The organism is Pacificibacter marinus (assembly GCF_018860665.1).
GTDB lineage: Bacteria > Pseudomonadota > Alphaproteobacteria > Rhodobacterales > Rhodobacteraceae > Celeribacter > Celeribacter marinus_A.
The window spans coordinates 1-17,818 of the sequence record NZ_JAHKPK010000051.1; the positions used below are offsets into that span (position 1 = coordinate 1).

Below are 17,818 nucleotides of genomic sequence, written 5' to 3' on the forward strand. Positions count from 1 at the left end.
GTCCCGGGCCCAATTGCCCGCAAAGCTGTAAGGGACTTGGTTTGCGGAACCCATCAGGGCCAGCGGTCAAAGCCGCGTAAACAGGCCGGACACATGACCGCTTCTGACAAATGCACAAATCTGATCAAAAATGTCTTGCTATGCAGGAGCCATCCACACAGGACTTTCGGGGTGCGGCATCCCGCCTTTCATAAAACTGTTGGCTGGACGCCGCATTTATCTGTGCTAGACCTAAGACGACACATTAAAATGGAGAACCCCAATGCGTTTCACCCGCCCTCTTTTGACCCTAAGTGCCTGCGCGCTTACGGCTTTGTCTGTGGCGAGTGCCGCTTGGTCCAGCGATCTGACCGATTTGAGTGACGCCGATCGTGACGCCTTTCGCGCTGAAGTGCGTGCCTATCTTTTGGACAATCCAGAAGTCTTGATGGAAGCCATTGCCGTGTTGGAGCAACGCAATGCGCAAACGGCCGAAGAAACAGACCGCAACTTGGTTTCAGCAAATGCGGTTGCCTTATTCGAATCCCCTGCGGATTTGGTTTTGGGCAACCCTGAAGGCGACATCACATTGGTCGAGTTTCTCGATTACCGCTGCGGTTACTGTAAAAAAGCTCACCCTGATGTCTCTGCGCTACTTGAAAATGACGGCAATATTAAACTGATCGTTAAAGAATTCCCGATCCTTGGAGAAGATTCCATTTTGGCCTCGCGCTTTGCCATCGCCACACATTTGGTGGCCGGTGATGAAGCCTACGCGCAGGTGCATGAGGCTTTGATGTCCGGCGGTAACAACGTCTCGGAAGGCAGCTTGAAGCGCCTGTTGCGCGGCACGGATGTCGATGTTGACGCTGTGATAGAGCGGATGAATTCCGAAGAGGTCACCCAAATCATCGCACAAAATCATGCGCTGGGTCAGGCGATGCAAATCAATGGCACGCCCGCTTTCATCATGGAATCTGAAATTGTACGTGGATATGTGCCCTACGATAGCATGGTCGAAATCGTGGCCGAACTACGCGCGCAAGGCTAAGGGCCTTAGCACATGAGTTTTTGAATTGACAAAACCCCGCCAATCAAGCGGGGTTTTTCTTTAGACTATAACCAAGCTTACTCGGCTGCGGCCATGTCTTCCTCGGCCATACGCTTGGCAATTTCAGCCGCCTTTTTTTCAACCTGTTCGACGATATGATCGACCATATCCTCGTTGGATTGCTTGTGCGATTGCTTGCCCGCCAAATACACCATACCTGACCCAGCGCCGCCGCCCGTCCAGCCAACATCGGTCATCAACGCCTCGCCTGGACCATTCACAACACAGCCGATGATAGACAGGCTCATCGGTGTTTTGATGTGCTCAAGGCGCTTTTCCAAGGTCTCGACGGTTTTGATCACGTCAAAACCTTGGCGTGCGCAAGACGGACAGGAAATGATGTTCACGCCGCGGTGACGCAGGCCCAAAGATTTCAGGATTTCATAGCCAACCTTGACCTCTTCCACAGGGTCAGCAGACAAAGACACACGGATCGTATCGCCGATTCCCATCCACAACAACTGCCCCATTCCGATGGCAGATTTGATCGTGCCGGATGTCAGCCCGCCCGCCTCAGTGATGCCCAAATGGATCGGCGCATCTGTGGCCTCGGACAATTGTTGATAGGCGGCAGAAGCCATAAAAACGTCAGAGGCTTTCACTGAGATCTTGAATTCGTGAAAGTCGTTGTCTTGCAAAATCTTGATGTGATCCATGCCGCTTTCGACCATCGCGTCGGGGCAAGGCTCACCGTATTTGTCCAAAAGATGCTTTTCTAAAGACCCTGCGTTCACGCCAATACGGATCGCACATCCATAGTCTTTCGCAGCCTTGATCACATCTTTCACGCGCTTTTCATCACCGATATTCCCGGGATTGATCCGCAGACAGGCCACCCCTGCCTCAGCAGCTTCAATGGCGCGTTTGTAGTGAAAATGAATGTCAGCCACGATGGGCACGGGGCTTTCGCGGCAAATTTCTTTGAGGGCTTTCGTGGCGCCCTCATCGGGTGCTGAAATGCGCACAATATCCGCACCCGCTTCAGCTGAGCGCAACACTTGATCCAAAGTCGCACACACATCTGAACTGTCAGTGTTGGTCATGGTCTGAACCGAAATCGGTGCATCACCGCCAACGGGCACATTGCCCACCATAATTTGGCGGCTGGTCCGACGATAAATATTACGCCACGGACGGATATGGTTCAGGGACATGGGGCACCTTTCGGAACGTTTTGTGTCGTTGCCCTATAGATAGTTTGTGTAAACGTTGGGGGCAATGGGACAAAGCACACAATCGCAGACAACACAGGTGGTTTGCCACGCACAAAAGCATGTTACGGATGAGGCAAACTCAAGTTATAATATGTGCATGACGGTCAAATTATTCAGCGGTGTGAATGACAGGTGATTTGAGTGACTGACCGTTTGAATAACTGGCGGTTTGATTATTCTGCGGTGGTGTTTTGAGCCACCTTGAACATCTCAGCAACAAAATCGTTGGCCGCAAGATCGACGGCCTCGAAGCTGTCTGAAATATCAAGCTCCGACAAGGCAATGTTTTTCACCACGGAACCGGATTTACCTGCAGGGCCATAAGCTTGGCCGTTCAAAGCAAAATAGACTCCGCCACCATTGCCGGTACGTAAAAGCGGGGCTTCTTCGGTCGCAGGCAAAATGTAACGTTCACCCGCATCAAGAATTTTTTCAAGTAAAACAGAACCATCTGCGGAGCTGACACGCACCCAAGACGGGCGCACAGCAATCAATGCCAGTTCTGGCGCGGGTTCTTCAACTACTTGGATCACCGAAGCATCAGGACCAGCAATCGCAGCAGAGGCCAACTGACGCGACATCGCCTCAAGTCGATCTTCAGCGCTTTCTTGCACCAATGCACCACCGGTACGAGGATCAAGAGAAACAATTGGGCCATCACGCGGCACAAGAACCGGCGTGGTCAAGGCTTGCGGACGATAAAGACGGTCAAGCGCCTCGGATGAGGGGGTAAAAACACCTACGCTTTCATCCAAACCCGCGACAACAACAGAGGTCTCAGCAAGTGTTGTAGTTTCAGAAGCAACACCCGGCGCTTGATCAACAGGCGCAAGTTGCACTTTTTGAATTTCTTGTAAAACAGACCAGCCACCATAGCCAATCACCCCAACTAGGGCGAGCAAAACAGCTGTCGATCCAATCGCACCGGGTTCGATACGCGCAAAAAAGCTTTCGCCACGGGGAACAAAAGAGGCGTTTGGATCAGCATAAGGATCGTCGGATTTACGCTTTGATGTAGACAAAGCCATCGCTGAAGGTTTGCGTGCAGAAGAGGCTGCGGGCGACATGCCATGCGCAACAGCGAAACCGCTTTCAGCACTGAAACGGGCGAACGCCCACTCAGGATCAAGGTCAAGATAACGCGCGTAAGAGCGTACATATCCCGCGATAAAGCCTTGGGTTTCAAAAACGGAAGGATCAGCGTTTTCAATCGCAGCAACATAAGTCGCTTTGATTTTCAATTCGCGTTGGACATCAAGAAGCGATTTGCCAAGGGTTGCTCTTTCCCCGCGCATGACGTCACCAAGCTTGAGCTCGAAATCGTCAAAACCGCGTGGCTGCTGTTCTTCCTCGACTGGAGGTTTACTCCAACGCCCCAACATCCGCATACCTAGATAGCCCCAATTCGATTTAGCGATTCGTTCGCTCTATCTCTATTTAATTAGCATATGGTCAAAGGCAGCGCACAGAGTGAAAAACGGTTAACCGGCCAATTCGGCACGATTCAGCGCACAATGGGCCCATAGTTCATCCAAAGCGCCAACAAGAGCATCCATTTCACGCGGTCCGTGAACCGGAGAAGGCGTAAACCGCAGACGCTCAGTGCCACGCGGCACAGTTGGATAGTTGATCGGCTGGACGTAGATGCCAAAGCCTTCAAGCATCATATCCGACATGAGCTTTGTGTGTTTAGGGTCACCAACGATCAGCGGCACAATATGGCTGCCATGATCGACAATAGGCAAGCCAAGGCCCTTGAGACGCAATTTCAGGATCGCGGCTTGGGTTTGATGCTGTGCGCGCAAGGCCTGATCCGTTTTGAGATGGGCGATAGAGGCCGCGGCGCCCGCCACGACGGCTGGGGGCAGTGATGTGGTAAAAATGAAACCGGGCGCGTAAGACCGCACAGCGTCACACATTTTCGCAGAGGCCGCGATGTAGCCGCCAAAGACACCAACAGCTTTGCCAAGTGTGCCGTTAATAATATCAAGACGATCCAGCAGACCGTCTCGTTCCGCAATCCCTGCCCCACGCGCGCCGTACATGCCAACAGCATGGACTTCATCTATATAGGTCAGCGCGTTGAATTCATCGGCCAGATCGCAAATTTCTTCGATCGGACCAAAATCGCCATCCATAGAATAAACAGATTCGAAGGCGATCAGTTTGGGCACATTAGGGTCGTCGGCTTGCAGCAACTCACGCAGGTGTTCAACATCATTGTGACGGAACACGCGTTTTGCACCACCGTTGCGGCGCACGCCTTCGATCATGGAGGCATGATTGAGCGCATCGGAATAAATGATCAGACCAGGAAATAGTTTCGGCAAAGTCGACAGCGTTGCGTCATTGGCGATATAGGCCGATGAAAACACCAAGGCCGCTTCTTTTTGATGCCAATCGGCCAATTCGGCCTCAAGACGTTTGTGATAAACCGTCGTGCCAGAAATATTGCGTGTGCCGCCAGACCCCGCGCCCGTCGCATCCACCGCTTCTTTCATCGCATCAAGAACAACGGGATGCTGCCCCATGCCCAGATAATCATTGCCGCACCAAACGGTGACAGGCTGCTTTGTGCCATCAGGTTTATTCCATACAGCATGCGGGAAATTCCCACGCTCGCGCTCGATGTCAATGAAGGTCCGGTAACGATCTTCGTCATGCAGGCGCTGGAGCGCGTCATCGAGCTGTGCTGTATAGTTCACGGGTCGTCCTCTCATTCGGTCTTTCATCGCTTTTGACAGCGGCGGTTGCTTAACTTGCAAAACATATTCAAAAAACGCAAGATATTTAAGCAGTCAGGTCAGCGGTTGTATAAGCGCCCTTTGATGTAGCTTCTAGCAAATACATTTAGGAATGATCTATATCAAACTGCCCCCCGCGACTGGACACCGCAGTTTGGCGCGGTAAGTTGTGGCGAAACCTCCCCCTTTGACCAAAGCGAGTCCCCTCCATGACCTCACGCCTGTCTCCCGTATTGTCGCGTATTGACGCAGACTTGCCCGCCTCGATGGATCGCCTGTTGGACCTTATGCGTCTGAAATCTATTTCAACGGATCCGGCTTATAAAGAAGACTGTACTGCTGCGGCAGATTGGCTTGTCGCGGATTTGTCCTCAATCGGCATCGATGCAAAAATCTATACCACGCCAGGTCACCCTATGGTGATGGGGCACGTCGACGGGCCTGACAATTCAAATGTACCACATTTGGTGTTCTACGGCCACTATGACGTTCAACCTGTTGATCCCATTGACCTTTGGAACTCCGACCCTTTCGATCCACAAATCGAAGACACAGCCAAAGGACAGGTTATTCGCGGGCGTGGGTCATCTGATGACAAAGGCCAGTTGATGACCTTTATCGAGGCCTGCCGCGCTTGGAAAGCCGAACATGGCGAACTGCCTTGCGAAATCACATTCTTCTTTGAGGGCGAAGAGGAAAGCGGGTCACCGTCATTGGTGCCCTTCATGGAAGAGCATAAAGACAAGCTGAAAGGCGATGTGGCCTTGATCTGCGATACAGGTCTTTTCGGCCACGACACGCCTGCGATTGTCACCATGCTGCGCGGGTTGATGAGCGACGAGATCACCATCACTGCCGCCAATAAAGACCTGCATTCTGGCATGTTTGGCGGCATCGCTCGCAATCCCATTCGGGTTCTCACCAAAATTCTTGCCGGACTGCATGACGACTCAGGTCGTGTCACCCTGCCCGGCTTTTATGATGGTGTACCGGAGTTGTCCGATGAATTGCGCAACCAATGGGACGCCTTGGGGTTTGATTCAGAAGCCTTCTTGGGCGAGGTCGGCCTGAAAAATCCCGCTGGCGAAGATGGCAAGACGGGGCTGCAAATGATCTGGTCCGAACCCACGCTGGAATTCAACGGCATCAATGGCGGCTATACTGGCAAAGGGTTCAAAACAGTGCTGCCATCACAAGCCTCGGTCAAGCTGTCCGCACGTTTGGTGGGCGATCAAGACCCTCACAAAATTCGTGCTGCACTGCATGACTACGTGCGCGCCAACCTGCCAGATGATTGCACAGTAGACTTTAATCCACACGGCGCCTCAAAAGCCTCAACCATGGCCACAGATCACCCCGCGTTCGAGAAAGCCCGTGCAGCCCTGTCTGATGAATGGCCGAATGAAGCGGCGTTCATCGGCTGTGGCGGCTCTATCCCCATTGCGGGGCATTTCAAACGGATCGTGGGTGTCGATGCGATGCTTGCGGGATTTGCCCGCGATGATGATCAAATTCATTCACCAAATGAAAAATATGATGTGGAAAGTTTTCACAAAGGCATTCGGTCATGGGCTCGCGTGTTGGATGCGGTGTCAAAGGACTAAAGCCTAAATGAGATAAGCGCGGATGCTGGCCAGATATAGTTCTGCATCTGCGCGCGTTTCCAACATCACCTCAGCCCCGTCGTGCAACGCAAAAACGACGCCTTGGTTGTGCGACAGCCTTGCGATGTCAGCGATACCCAGCCCACGCACCAATCCACGCAAGAAGGCAGAGACAACCCCATGTGAAACGATAACTGCCGGCCCGTTCAAAGCGGCCAAAGCCCTGCGACAGCGCTGCTCGAGGGCGGCGGCCCCTTCCCCGTCTGGTGCGGATAAGAACAACTCGAACATATCGTCTTCAGCTGCCGATCCACCGCATTCTGCGACGATGTCGGCGCGCAGGCGGCCTTCCCAACTGCCAGCAAACACTTCTTTCAGCACATCATTTTGAGACACAGGATGGCCATCTGCGGCGGTGACTGCCGTATCCCAAGCGCGGCCCAAAGGACTGGCTTGAAAATCAATCTGAGGGAAAGCCGCAAACACGGGTTTCAATATATCACGCTGCGCCAGAGCTTGCGCCCGCCCTTTCGCCGTCAATGGACTGTCAAGCTGCCCTTGCATGCGGCCCTCTAAGTTCCATTCCGTCTGGCCGTGTCGCAAAAGAAATATGGGATGTTTTATCATGCCTGTGGGGTAAACCCTGAGACGATGTCACGCAACGAAAAAAGGCACACTCTGCAGTGTGCCTTTTGAATTCTGATGGTGGGTCGTGAGAGGCTCGAACTCCCGACATCTTCGGTGTAAACGAAGCGCTCTACCAACTGAGCTAACGACCCGCCGTGGCGCGGTGTTTAGACCTAGGACGCACATGATGCAAGAGGCATCACACCACTTTTTTCGCTTTATTCAGTTTCGGTTGTGTCAACGTCTTCACTGGATGCGTCTTCTCCTTCACCAGCTGGTGATTTACCGGCAAGCATGCCTTTGGCGCGACGCAATTTTGCGATCAAAATAAACGCGTTTGCGACCTCTTTTTGACGATTGATCGACACTTTACCAAGTGGCGGCAGATTCATCTCTGTGCCTTCTTGCATAATATCGCCCATTTCCTTGAGCGTTGCTTCGATCACTTTTTTCGCGATGCCTTTTTTGATGCCGGAGGCCTCAGACACACGTTCAATAAGCTCTTTTTTCTTCACAACATGTACAAGGCTGGCCTCAGGCGCTTCGACGTCAGCGGCGGGCGTAGACGTTGCAACAGTTGTCGGAGCCGTGATTTTGCTCGGCTCTTCAGTTGTGATCGTTGTCGTTGTGCGGCGCGTTGCCATGATACAGACCTTTAGGTTGTTTCTTTTATAGAAACATTAACCTTTCTACGCCCCCAGTTGCAAATGGGAAATGGCTACAATGCCCCACCAATTCGCATTGGACATAAATCAGGCAGGTCAAGATCAAATTTCATCCTAAATGATTGAATATGACACAAAATATTAAAGGGCAGTTAAAATAACCATCATTTTTGCGACATTACAAATGCATTAAATCCAACACCAATATGACAAAGGCGCCCCAAATATTGGAACGCCTTTGTTTTGACTTCATAATCAATTTAGAATTTGGGGCACGCAACACGCGTCCCAAGATTAATGCGCAACAGGAACAGCCTCTGCGGCAGGTGCTGTGGCTTTGGCCAAACGTGCTGCATCGTCGGCCTCATGGTCCCATTCAATAGGCTCAGGTGCACGCACCAACGCGTGTTTGAGAACCTCGGACACATGAGACACAGGAATGATTTCCAAGCCCTCTTTGACATTGTTTGGAATGTCCGCGAGATCTTTGACGTTTTCCTCGGGAATCAACACCGTGGTGATGCCCCCGCGCAAAGCCGCCAAAAGCTTTTCTTTCAAGCCACCGATGGCCGTCGCATTGCCGCGCAAGCTGACCTCACCCGTCATCGCAATATCTTTACGCACCGGAATTTTGGTGAGCACCGACACAATCGTGGTGACCATAGCCAGACCTGCAGAGGGTCCATCTTTCGGTGTCGCCCCATCAGGCACGTGAACGTGAATGTCCAAGGTGTCAAACACGGGCGGTTTCAACCCAATTTCTGGCGCGATTGAACGCACATAGCTGGACGCCGCGTCGATGGATTCCTTCATCACATCGCCAAGCTTACCTGTGGTTTTCATCCGCCCTTTACCTGGCAGACGCAGGGCTTCGATTTGCAACAGATCGCCGCCCACAGAAGTATAGGCCAATCCAGTCACGACACCGATTTGGTCTTCTTTCTCGGCCAAACCATAACGCATCTTTTTCACGCCTAAGAAGTCTTCCAAATTGTCAGGCGTCACCTGAACTGATGTGACTTCTTTTTTGACGATCTTTGTCAAAGACTTACGCGCGACTTTGGCCATTTCACGTTCCAAGTTCCGCACACCTGCTTCACGGGTGTAGTAACGGATCACATCGGATACAGCCTCATCAGAGATCGAAAATTCAGCCGCTTTCAAGCCATGGTTTTTGATCTGTTTGGGGATCAAATGCTGTTTGGCAATCTCTGCTTTTTCGTCTTCGGTGTAGCCAGACAACGGAATGATTTCCATCCGGTCCAGCAATGGCCCCGGCATGTTATAGCTGTTGGACGTGGTCAAGAACATCACGTTGGATAGATCGTATTCGACCTCCATGTAGTGATCCACAAAGGTGGAGTTTTGTTCAGGATCAAGCACTTCAAGCATCGCAGACGCGGGGTCGCCACGCATATCTTGGCCCATCTTATCGATTTCATCGAGCAAGATCAGCGGATTGGTGGTTTTGGCTTTTTTCAACGCCTGAATGATCTTACCGGGCATAGACCCGATGTAGGTTCTACGGTGACCGCGAATTTCAGATTCATCACGCACGCCACCCAAAGAGATGCGAATAAATTCACGCCCCGTGGCTTTGGCAACAGATTTCCCAAGTGACGTTTTACCCACACCAGGAGGCCCCACGAGGCACATGATCGGGCCTTTGAGTTTTTGGCTGCGCTGCTGCACGGCAAGGTATTCAACGATGCGTTCTTTGACCTTTTCCAGACCGTAGTGATCTTTATCCAAGACCTCTTCGGCACGTTTCAGGTCTTTTTTCACACGGGATTTGACGCCCCATGGAATAGACAGCATCCAATCCAGATAATTGCGCACCACTGTGGCTTCCGCCGACATTGGGCTCATGGATTTGAGTTTTTTCAGCTCGGCGGCAACTTTTTCAGCGGCCTCTTTAGAGAATTTGGTCTTGGCAATTTTCTCTTCAAGCTCGTTAATCTCATTCGCGCCCTCTTCGCCATCGCCGAGCTCTTTCTGAATGGCTTTCATTTGCTCATTCAAATAATACTCGCGCTGGGTACGCTCCATCTGGGATTTGACGCGGGTTTTGATCTTTTTCTCGACCTGAAGCACGGACATTTCGCCCTGCATCATGCCATAGATCGCCTCAAGACGCGCCTCGACCGACAAGGTTTCCAGCAGATCTTGTTTCTGCGCAACTTCGACGCCCAGATGACCCGCGACAAGATCGGCCATTTTGCTGGGGTCTTTGGTGTCATCGACGGCGGTCAATGCCTCTTCGGGGATGTTCTTTTTGATCTTGGCGTAATGTGCGAATTCTTCTGCCACAGAACGCACCAAGGCGATCACAGCGGCGGGGTCGCCTTCGACCTCGAACAACTCGGCTGTTGCAGCCTCAAAAAAACGGTCGTTTTCAACAAATTCTGTAATTTGAACGCGTTTATCGCCCTCGACCAGCACTTTTACGGTGCCGTCAGGCAATTTGAGCAATTGCAAAACATTTGCCAAAACCCCCATGCGGTAGATGCCATCCGCTTCAGGATCATCAACAGATGGATCGATTTGCGCGCTCAAAAGGATTTGCTTGTCTTGCGACATCACTTCCTCAAGCGCTTTAACGGATTTGTCACGACCGACGAACAAGGGCACGACCATATGGGGGAAAACCACGATGTCGCGCAAAGGCAGTACGGGATATGAGTGAAGTTGCTCGTGCATTTTGTGTCCTTATTTTGCAAAAGAACCGGATCCCGCTTGGCGGCAATCTTTGGCCCTTTCCTGACTTGGTTCATCATATTTGGGGCCCTGCGCCCCCAATTTCAACCAAGTGCAGTTGGATTTGGACTTAGTTTGCCCGCCTTCGCGCCGACCCGCAAGCACTGAAATAGGTTAATTCGGTATGTTTTCGCTAAGGCAACGATAATTTTTCAAGCGTACCCGTGATGCAAAGACGGAACCAAAGCCGTCACAGGCATGTGCAAACATTATTTCATCGAAGCGTCTACCGAAGGGCCTATGGTGCATTGAGCAATCTGATGCCTCGCAGCCAGAGGCATAGCGCAAGCGACGGTCACATTCGGAATCGGTTCCATGTGCGACTGCGCCCTTATGCGTTGAAAAGCCGCGGCTTCTGGCGACAGCAGCACTTGGGGCGCTTTTGCACTTTTGGGCATGGCGGCAGATAACTGCAACGTCGATGCCAAGACACATATAAAGAACAGGCCGATGGCCAAACTCCACATTTTCGATACGGACATGATATACCCCTGAGTCATCTGATGCCCCAAAGCTATTTTTATGCTTGGTCCATAATGTGGCAAAATCCAGATAGATAAAGACAAGGATAACAGTAAGTTAACTGTAAAATTCTATGGAGATTTTCACAAAAAAAGGCCGCTCCAACATTATGTGAGCGGCCTCAATAGCTTGCGTTAAACTCTACAGTTACAGCGGATCGATATCGCCTTCAGCGCGCATGGCGTGGAACTCTGCTTCCCAAGCCTCAAACGTGCCAGCGGCAATCGCGTCGCGCATGCCTTGCATGAGATCTTGGAAATAATGCAGGTTGTGCCATGTTAAAAGCATACCAGAAATCATCTCATGCGAGCGATACACGTGATGCAAATAAGCGCGCGAATATTGCGTACAGGCAGGGCAAGTGCAGGCCTCATCCAAAGGTCGTGGATCATCGGCATGGCGCGCGTTTTTCATGTTGATCGCGCCGCGACGGGTGAACACTTGCCCATTGCGACCAGAGCGCGAGGGCAAAACGCAATCCATCATATCGACGCCACGTTTCACCGCGCCCACGATGTCGTCAGGCTTGCCCACGCCCATCAAATAGCGCGGTTTATCGACTGGCAGATAATCAGGCGCGTATTCCAACACGCCAAACATCGCCTCTTGCCCCTCACCCACAGCCAAGCCGCCGATGGCATAGCCGTCAAACCCGATATCGATAAGCGCCTTGGCACTTTCTTCGCGCAACTCAGGCGTCACACCCCCTTGCATGATGCCAAACAATGCATGCCCCGGACGATCGCCAAAGGCATCGCGTGACCGCTGCGCCCACCGCATCGACATGCGCATGGATTTGGCAACCTCTTCGTCGGTGGCAGGCAGCGCAGGGCATTCATCGAAACACATCACAATGTCTGAGCCGAGCAGCTTTTGAATTTCCATCGAACGCTCAGGCGTGATGACATGTTTTGATCCATCCACGTGAGAGGCAAACGTCACGCCTTCCTCGTTGAGCTTGCGCAAGCCTGCGAGGCTCATCACCTGAAACCCGCCGCTGTCTGTCAAAATAGGCCGTTCCCAGTTCATGAACTTGTGCAGACCGCCCAAGCGATCAATGCGTTCCGCCGTGGGGCGCAGCATCAAGTGATAGGTGTTGCCCAGCAAAATATCCGCGCCAGTTGCGCGCACACTTTCGGGCATCATCGCTTTCACGGTGCCCGCCGTGCCCACAGGCATAAAGGCCGGCGTGCGAATGTCGCCGCGCGGGGTTGAAATCACGCCCGTGCGGGCTTTGCCATCTGTGGCATCGAGGGAAAATGAGATTCGTTGTGTCATAGGAAAACGACTTACCGCGAAACGCGCGCTTGGGCCAGAGAGGGTGTGAATGTGACGTTATGGAACGTCGGTTTTGTTTCTTTCTATTCAGCAACAAAAAGCCCGCCTGAACATTCAAACGGGCCTTTCTTTTTCTATATGTAAGCAGCCCGACCTGGTCCGCTTACTCTTTGTCTTCAGGGATCGCCAAAGACAGGATGATCGCAGAGAGACCCGCCAAGGTGATGGGCGCTGCAAACACTTGCTTCATAAAGTTTGGCAAATGCTGCGTGGCATCGGGCACCAAGGTCACGCCCAAAGCCAGACCAAAGGACACAGCCATGATATAGATGCGGCGCAGGGTCATCTCTTGCGAGGCAAGAATGCGAATACCTGCAACAGCGATTGACGCAAACAGCACCACGGTGGCCCCACCCAAAACGGGTTTAGGAATAATCAAGAAAAACGCGCCAATGACAGGAAACAGCCCCATCAACGCTAACATGCCACCGATCCACATGCCGACATGGCGGCTGGCCACGCCTGTCATTTGGATCACGCCGTTGTTTTGCGAAAACGTGGTGTTTGGAAAGGTGTTGAACACAGCAGCAATCGCAGAATTCACGCCATCGCCCAAGACACCGCCCTTGATGCGGCCCATGTAAACATCGCCCTCAACAGGTTCGCCTGAAATCACAGAGTTCGCAGTCAAATCGCCAGAGGTTTCAATCGCTGTCACGAAATACAAAAACGCGATCGGCACAAACAAAGCGAAATCAAAGTCGATGCCGTATTTAAACGGAACAGGCAGCGCGAACAGTTTTGCACTGCCAAGCGCGCTCACATCCACCATACCAAAGAAGCTGGCCACAATTGTCCCCACAACGAGACCAATCATGATGGCAGCAATGCGCAACATAGGATTGCCCAAAAACGTCACAAACAAAATCACGGCCACAACCAAAAGGCCCAAGAGCAAGAACAATGGCTTGCCCAGATCTTCGCCTGCACGCGCACCACCAGCAAAGTCGGTAAAGCCCGCTTTGATCAAACTCAGACCAATCACGGTGATCACCACACCCGTCACCGTTGGCGTGATCACGCGTTTGAGTTTGTCCAAAAACTGCGACAGAATGATTTCAATCACAGAGCCAGCCAGACACAGACCGAAAATCATCGCCAAAATATCTTCGGGCGTGCCGCCTTGACCTTTCACCGCAAAGCCTGCGGCCAAAATCGCACCGAGAAAGGCAAAGGACGTGCCTTGAACACTCAGCAAACCAGAGCCAACCGGCCCCACGCGCCTGCATTGAATAAACGTCGCAACCCCAGAGACGAAAAACGCCATCGCGATGAGATAGGACACATGTTCTCCCAATCCCAAAACGCCACCGATGATCAAAGACGGCGTGGCAATGCCGACGATGGACGCCAAGACGTGCTGAAAGGCCGCCAAGGCCGCTTTGGGCGGCGGCGGAACGTCGTTTAAGTTGTACACCAACTGCGTATTTTGTTCTGACATAGTCTTCCCCTTTGTCGTATTGAGAAAGACTGCGCGCGGATGCGTCTTATGAAAAGACTTTGACCCTGAGGGCTTAAGTTACCCTTAGGGCAAAGCCTGTTTTGGTGTAAATCTTGTGCAGTTTAACGAGTTTCCCCACAGTTTCGCCCAATTGATAAGCGAAATCAGGTCGTCACGCTGCGCAGCATGCTGAGGGCGCGACACCAATTCTCGCGTGTCAAACGCGCGCCAAAGGCATAGAAAAACCCGGCTCTGTCACAAAACTCACAAACCCTATTGCTAGAATCGTGAATAGGTGAGAGAGGGCGTCTCTGGCGGCATCATACCGAACCGCCTTCCCTTTCAGATGTGAGATAAAACGATGACGGACAAAGCTCCTTTCGCTTTGGGCTGGGAAGAGTGGGCAAAGCTGCCCGCGCTTGGTCTGCCTGCCCTCAAGGTTAAAGTTGACACAGGCGCGCGCACCTCTGCGCTGCACGCGTTCGACATTGAACCTTTTGGCCCTGCAAACGCCCCAATGGTGCGGTTTAACATCCATCCAGTGCCTGCGCGCGAAGACATCGTCATCGCCTGCTCTGCAAAAGTGGTGGATCGTCGTGAAGTCACATCATCCAATGGCGAAACCGAACTGCGTTATGTGATCACCACCGATATTTCCATCGGCGATCGCACATGGCCGATCGAGATCACTCTGACCAATCGCACCAATATGGCCTATCGTATGCTATTGGGTCGCCAAGCCATAGATGACGACATGATCGTCACCCCGAACGAGAGTTTTTGCCAAACCGAGCTTGACGACAGCGCCTATTTTTCTGCGGCCATCCGCACCTCAAGCGCGCCGCGGGCATTGCGCATCGCTGTGCTGTCACGCGAACCCGAAAGCTATTCCACCCAGCGCCTTGTGGCCGAAGGCCAAGAGCGCGGGCATGTGATCGAAGTGATTGACACCACGCGCTGCTACATGGCGATCAACGCGATGGCGCCTGAAATCTATTACGATGGCAAACGCCTGCCCCGCTATGATGCGGTGATCCCGCGTGTCGGTGCCTCTATCACCTCTTATGGCTGTGCTGTGATCCGTCAATTCGAAACCATTGGCACCTATTGTCTCAATTCTGCCGATGGCATCGCCAAATCGCGGGACAAATTACATGCGCATCAAGTCTTGGCGCGTCATGGCATCGACATGCCGACCACGGCCTTTGCCGCCTCTCCTAAAGATACGGACAATCTGATCGATTTGGCGGGACAAGCACCGCTGATTGTCAAATTGTTGGAAAGCACCCAAGGGCGCGGCGTTGTGCTGGCTGAGACCAAGAAAGCCGCGCAATCTGTGATTTCTGCCTTTCGTGGCCTCAAAGCCAACTTTCTGGTGCAGCATTTTGTCAAAGAAGCCTCAGGCGTCGATATCCGCTGTGTTGTTGTCGATGGCAAAGTGGTCGCCGCGATCAAACGCAGCTCAAGCGGTGGCGATTTCCGCTCGAACCTGCATTTAGGCGGCTCAGCCACAGCGGTGCGGATCACCAAAGCCGAACGCGATGCGGCCGTCAGATCGGCCAAAGCCTTTGGTCTGCGCATGGCAGGTGTGGATCTGCTGCGCGCTGATGATGGTCCGAAAGTGCTAGAGGTCAATTCTTCGCCCGGTTTGGAGGGGGCTGAAAAGACCACCGAGAAAAACATCGCGGGTCTTTTGTATGACACCATCGAAAAACGGGTCCGTCCAATGCCAGCGCGCAAAGGCGCCAGCAAGAAAACAGCCTAGCAGACCAATCTATCCGCGCCGTTACAGTTCTTTGGGTCCAGCCCTTTGGTTACAGCCCATCAACTGTGCGGCGCGGCACAAATTCGGTCACGGTCAGGGCAATAAGTCCTTCGGTGACAAAAGGATCGCGCGCTAAAAATGTTTCCAACATCTCGCGGTCGGGCGCAGTCGCCAAAATCGCACCGCCAGTGCGTGGCACCTTCGGACCAGAGGCCAAAAAGAATCCACGATCATACCCTTCATCAACAAAGGCCAGATGCGCTTGCATATGCGGTTCAACCAGCGCCAAATCGACTTTATATTCGATATCGACATGAAACAGATTTTGATCGGCGGCGAGAATTGACATGGCAATGGCCCTTTTTGTGCTCAACGGCCCAATCAATAGCCTCGCACGCACAAAAGACCAAGCCAAGGTCTGGACCTTACCCCAGCCAAACCCTATATCTTTGGTCAAGTTTACACGAGGACAGACATGACAGATTCAGACGCTCCCGTCGAAGGCACTCCGCTGATCAAGCCTTCCAACACGGAACACCCGCTTCACGAAGCCATCGTGGAAGCCTGCCGATCCGTCTACGACCCTGAAATTCCCGTGAACATTTATGATCTCGGGTTGATCTACACGATCGAAATCAACGCAGAGAACGAAGTGCATGTGATCATGTCCCTAACCGCGCCGGGCTGTCCTGTTGCGGGCGAAATGCCGGGTTGGGTCGCCGATGCGATTGAACCGCTGCCCGGCGTCAAACAAGTTGACGTCGATCTGGCGTGGGAACCCCCGTGGGGCATGGAAATGATGTCAGATGAAGCGCGCCTAGAGCTTGGCTTTATGTAATCGCTCACATTGTTGATTTTACGCTTTCAAAACGGTCCTTCGGGGCCGTTTTTCGTTTCCCGCCTCAACATCCTCAAGCACCATTGCACGCGCCTTGCGCGCCTGTCCTTTTTAAACTGCTGATAGAGCGCGCGGTAGTGCGCTTGCTCTGACTGAAACCCTGTTGGCGTTTGAGATTTTGAAGGTGATAAAAAAATCGCTAAACGGTCATTCATCAAGACACCTCTTGCATTATTGAAATCTATATGCAGAGATTACCGCACAAAAACCTGTCGAAATACGCCCAGAAACTGCATTTGGACTTTCAAAAATGAAAGACAAACCCAAACTCAAAACCGCCCCCAAGCTAGACGACTATATGCTGTTTCTCGCTGTCGCCGACGGCGGTGGCCTTGTGGGGGCTGAGCAGGCCACAGGCACCCCCTCGCCTACATTGTCGCGCAGGATGACGGCTTTAGAGCGCACTTTGGGCAAGCGCTTGTTTGAACGTGGCGCACGGGGGTACACGCTGACCAGCGATGGGCGCGCCCTTGCCGCCGAGGTCGAACATCTGCGCGCCGCCGCGCAACACTTGGCCGCCTTCAACGCCAAGCAAACGCGCCCCCTTGTGCGCATCACCGCAGGCCATTGGACCACACAATACATCGCACGGCATTTTGGTGAGGTTTGGTCTCAAGACGCCTCTTTGGTGCCATCTGTTCCGTGGGTGCCCGAGCTCGTTTCTTCAGACGCCATGGTCGACATCGCGCGGCGCGAAGCCGACATCGGCATTCGCAACAGGCGTCCCGATCAAACATGGCTGGCAGGGCGGCGCACCGCGCGCATTGCTTATGCTGAATTCGCCCGTGGTCCCGAAGTAACGGGCTATATCACCCTGCCCGAATCTCTTGCCACGACGCCCTCGAAACGGTGGTTGCGGCACAACAAACCTGATGAGATCGTCAGCACCGCCTCTGATCCCCGCGCTGAGGCCGATTTGGCCATTGGCGGCATAGCCCGCGTGATTTTGCCTATTTTCGCCGGGCGCGCCATGCCCGAACTGGTGCAGGTTTCGCCCGAGATTGACGCACTCACCCATGAAGAATGGTTGGTCAGCCATCATGACGCCCGCCACGACCCGCCCATCCGCGCCGCTTTGGACGCGATTGGCACATTGTTGAGTGCGCCGACGCGGTTTGGGCCTTAATGTGGCCCCCAAGCTGACGCGCAACCC

General features: G+C 52.9%; 15 protein-coding genes and 1 tRNA gene. 5 read left to right on the plus strand and 11 right to left on the minus strand.

Annotation, left to right across the window (positions count from 1 at the left end; translation table 11 throughout):
• Window positions 1-262 precede the first annotated feature (262 nt).
• Window positions 263-1,030 (plus strand): DsbA family protein, encoded by a 768-nt coding sequence (locus KO497_RS13150; RefSeq protein WP_215944418.1) that lies wholly within the window; start codon window positions 263-265, stop codon window positions 1,028-1,030.
• A 77-nt stretch (window positions 1,031-1,107) separates the two neighbouring features.
• Here KO497_RS13150 and ispG read toward each other — a convergent pair whose 3' ends face one another.
• The 3 genes from ispG to hemA all read right to left on the minus strand — a co-directional run bounded on the left by ispG (window position 1,108) and on the right by hemA (window position 5,009).
• On the minus strand, window positions 1,108-2,244 hold the full coding sequence (ispG, locus tag KO497_RS13155) for a flavodoxin-dependent (E)-4-hydroxy-3-methylbut-2-enyl-diphosphate synthase (protein WP_215944419.1): 1,137 nt from the start codon (window positions 2,242-2,244) through the stop codon (window positions 1,108-1,110).
• A 233-nt stretch (window positions 2,245-2,477) separates the two neighbouring features.
• Window positions 2,478-3,686 carry a helix-turn-helix domain-containing protein gene (locus tag KO497_RS13160; RefSeq protein ID WP_215944420.1) on the minus strand — a complete coding sequence of 403 codons (1,209 nt, stop codon included), beginning with the start codon at window positions 3,684-3,686 and terminating at the stop codon, window positions 2,478-2,480.
• A gap of 99 nt (window positions 3,687-3,785) precedes the next feature.
• Entirely contained in the window at window positions 3,786-5,009 is a 1,224-nt protein-coding gene (hemA, locus tag KO497_RS13165; RefSeq protein ID WP_354668122.1) for a 5-aminolevulinate synthase, read from the minus strand.
• Window positions 5,010-5,257: 248 nt separating this feature from the next.
• On the opposite strand from hemA, the gene KO497_RS13170 reads away from it, so the two are divergent.
• Entirely contained in the window at window positions 5,258-6,652 is a 1,395-nt protein-coding gene (locus KO497_RS13170; protein ID WP_215944422.1) for a M20/M25/M40 family metallo-hydrolase, read from the plus strand.
• Between the two features lie 3 nt (window positions 6,653-6,655).
• Here the strand turns inward: KO497_RS13170 and KO497_RS13175 are convergent, their stop codons facing one another.
• From KO497_RS13175 to KO497_RS13205, 7 genes are all read right to left on the minus strand, one after another.
• Window positions 6,656-7,279: a histidine phosphatase family protein gene (locus KO497_RS13175; protein WP_215944423.1), complete on the minus strand. Its 624-nt coding sequence runs from the start codon at window positions 7,277-7,279 to the stop codon at window positions 6,656-6,658.
• Window positions 7,280-7,355: 76 nt separating this feature from the next.
• Window positions 7,356-7,431: transfer RNA gene (locus tag KO497_RS13180), tRNA-Val, on the minus strand.
• 66 nt (window positions 7,432-7,497) lie between these two features.
• Window positions 7,498-7,923 carry an HU family DNA-binding protein gene (locus KO497_RS13185; RefSeq protein ID WP_215944424.1) on the minus strand — a complete coding sequence of 142 codons (426 nt, stop codon included), beginning with the start codon at window positions 7,921-7,923 and terminating at the stop codon, window positions 7,498-7,500.
• 315 nt (window positions 7,924-8,238) lie between these two features.
• Window positions 8,239-10,644 carry an endopeptidase La gene (gene lon, locus KO497_RS13190; RefSeq protein ID WP_215944425.1) on the minus strand — a complete coding sequence of 802 codons (2,406 nt, stop codon included), beginning with the start codon at window positions 10,642-10,644 and terminating at the stop codon, window positions 8,239-8,241.
• A gap of 266 nt (window positions 10,645-10,910) precedes the next feature.
• Window positions 10,911-11,183, minus strand: a complete 273-nt coding sequence (locus KO497_RS13195; protein WP_215944426.1) for a hypothetical protein — start codon at window positions 11,181-11,183, stop codon at window positions 10,911-10,913.
• A 187-nt stretch (window positions 11,184-11,370) separates the two neighbouring features.
• A complete protein-coding gene (gene tgt, locus KO497_RS13200) occupies window positions 11,371-12,501 on the minus strand; it encodes a tRNA guanosine(34) transglycosylase Tgt (protein WP_215944427.1) in 1,131 nt (376 codons plus the stop codon).
• A 163-nt stretch (window positions 12,502-12,664) separates the two neighbouring features.
• Window positions 12,665-14,002, minus strand: a complete 1,338-nt coding sequence (locus KO497_RS13205; protein WP_215944428.1) for a nucleobase:cation symporter-2 family protein — start codon at window positions 14,000-14,002, stop codon at window positions 12,665-12,667.
• Window positions 14,003-14,363: 361 nt separating this feature from the next.
• On the opposite strand from KO497_RS13205, the gene rimK reads away from it, so the two are divergent.
• On the plus strand, window positions 14,364-15,767 hold the full coding sequence (gene rimK / locus KO497_RS13210; RefSeq protein ID WP_215944429.1) for a 30S ribosomal protein S6--L-glutamate ligase: 1,404 nt from the start codon (window positions 14,364-14,366) through the stop codon (window positions 15,765-15,767).
• Between the two features lie 49 nt (window positions 15,768-15,816).
• On the opposite strand, the gene KO497_RS13215 is transcribed toward rimK, so the two are convergent.
• A complete protein-coding gene (locus KO497_RS13215; RefSeq protein WP_215944430.1) occupies window positions 15,817-16,116 on the minus strand; it encodes a YciI family protein in 300 nt (99 codons plus the stop codon).
• 126 nt (window positions 16,117-16,242) lie between these two features.
• Between KO497_RS13215 and KO497_RS13220 the strand changes: the two genes are divergently transcribed.
• Window positions 16,243-16,605 (plus strand): SUF system Fe-S cluster assembly protein, encoded by a 363-nt coding sequence (locus KO497_RS13220; RefSeq protein ID WP_215944431.1) that lies wholly within the window; start codon window positions 16,243-16,245, stop codon window positions 16,603-16,605.
• A 310-nt stretch (window positions 16,606-16,915) separates the two neighbouring features.
• Window positions 16,916-17,791 (plus strand): LysR family transcriptional regulator, encoded by an 876-nt coding sequence (locus KO497_RS13225; RefSeq protein WP_215944432.1) that lies wholly within the window; start codon window positions 16,916-16,918, stop codon window positions 17,789-17,791.
• The last annotated feature ends 27 nt before the right edge of the window (window positions 17,792-17,818 follow it).

What these genes read in the sequence shown, in the direction of transcription:
- KO497_RS13195 (WP_215944426.1), bottom strand. Translation starts at nt 11,183, where the DNA reads ATGTCCGTATCGAAAATGTGGAGTTTGGCCATCGGCCTGTTCTTTATA.
- KO497_RS13175 (WP_215944423.1), bottom strand. Translation starts at nt 7,279, where the DNA reads ATGATAAAACATCCCATATTTCTTTTGCGACACGGCCAGACGGAATGG.
- KO497_RS13150 (WP_215944418.1), top strand. Translation starts at nt 263, where the DNA reads ATGCGTTTCACCCGCCCTCTTTTGACCCTAAGTGCCTGCGCGCTTACG.
- KO497_RS13215 (WP_215944430.1), bottom strand. Translation starts at nt 16,116, where the DNA reads ATGTCAATTCTCGCCGCCGATCAAAATCTGTTTCATGTCGATATCGAA.
- KO497_RS13225 (WP_215944432.1), top strand. Translation starts at nt 16,916, where the DNA reads ATGAAAGACAAACCCAAACTCAAAACCGCCCCCAAGCTAGACGACTAT.
- ispG (WP_215944419.1), bottom strand. Translation starts at nt 2,244, where the DNA reads ATGTCCCTGAACCATATCCGTCCGTGGCGTAATATTTATCGTCGGACC.
- KO497_RS13220 (WP_215944431.1), top strand. Translation starts at nt 16,243, where the DNA reads ATGACAGATTCAGACGCTCCCGTCGAAGGCACTCCGCTGATCAAGCCT.
- KO497_RS13205 (WP_215944428.1), bottom strand. Translation starts at nt 14,002, where the DNA reads ATGTCAGAACAAAATACGCAGTTGGTGTACAACTTAAACGACGTTCCG.
- rimK (WP_215944429.1), top strand. Translation starts at nt 14,364, where the DNA reads ATGACGGACAAAGCTCCTTTCGCTTTGGGCTGGGAAGAGTGGGCAAAG.
- lon (WP_215944425.1), bottom strand. Translation starts at nt 10,644, where the DNA reads ATGCACGAGCAACTTCACTCATATCCCGTACTGCCTTTGCGCGACATC.
- KO497_RS13170 (WP_215944422.1), top strand. Translation starts at nt 5,258, where the DNA reads ATGACCTCACGCCTGTCTCCCGTATTGTCGCGTATTGACGCAGACTTG.
- KO497_RS13160 (WP_215944420.1), bottom strand. Translation starts at nt 3,686, where the DNA reads ATGTTGGGGCGTTGGAGTAAACCTCCAGTCGAGGAAGAACAGCAGCCA.
- tgt (WP_215944427.1), bottom strand. Translation starts at nt 12,501, where the DNA reads ATGACACAACGAATCTCATTTTCCCTCGATGCCACAGATGGCAAAGCC.
- KO497_RS13185 (WP_215944424.1), bottom strand. Translation starts at nt 7,923, where the DNA reads ATGGCAACGCGCCGCACAACGACAACGATCACAACTGAAGAGCCGAGC.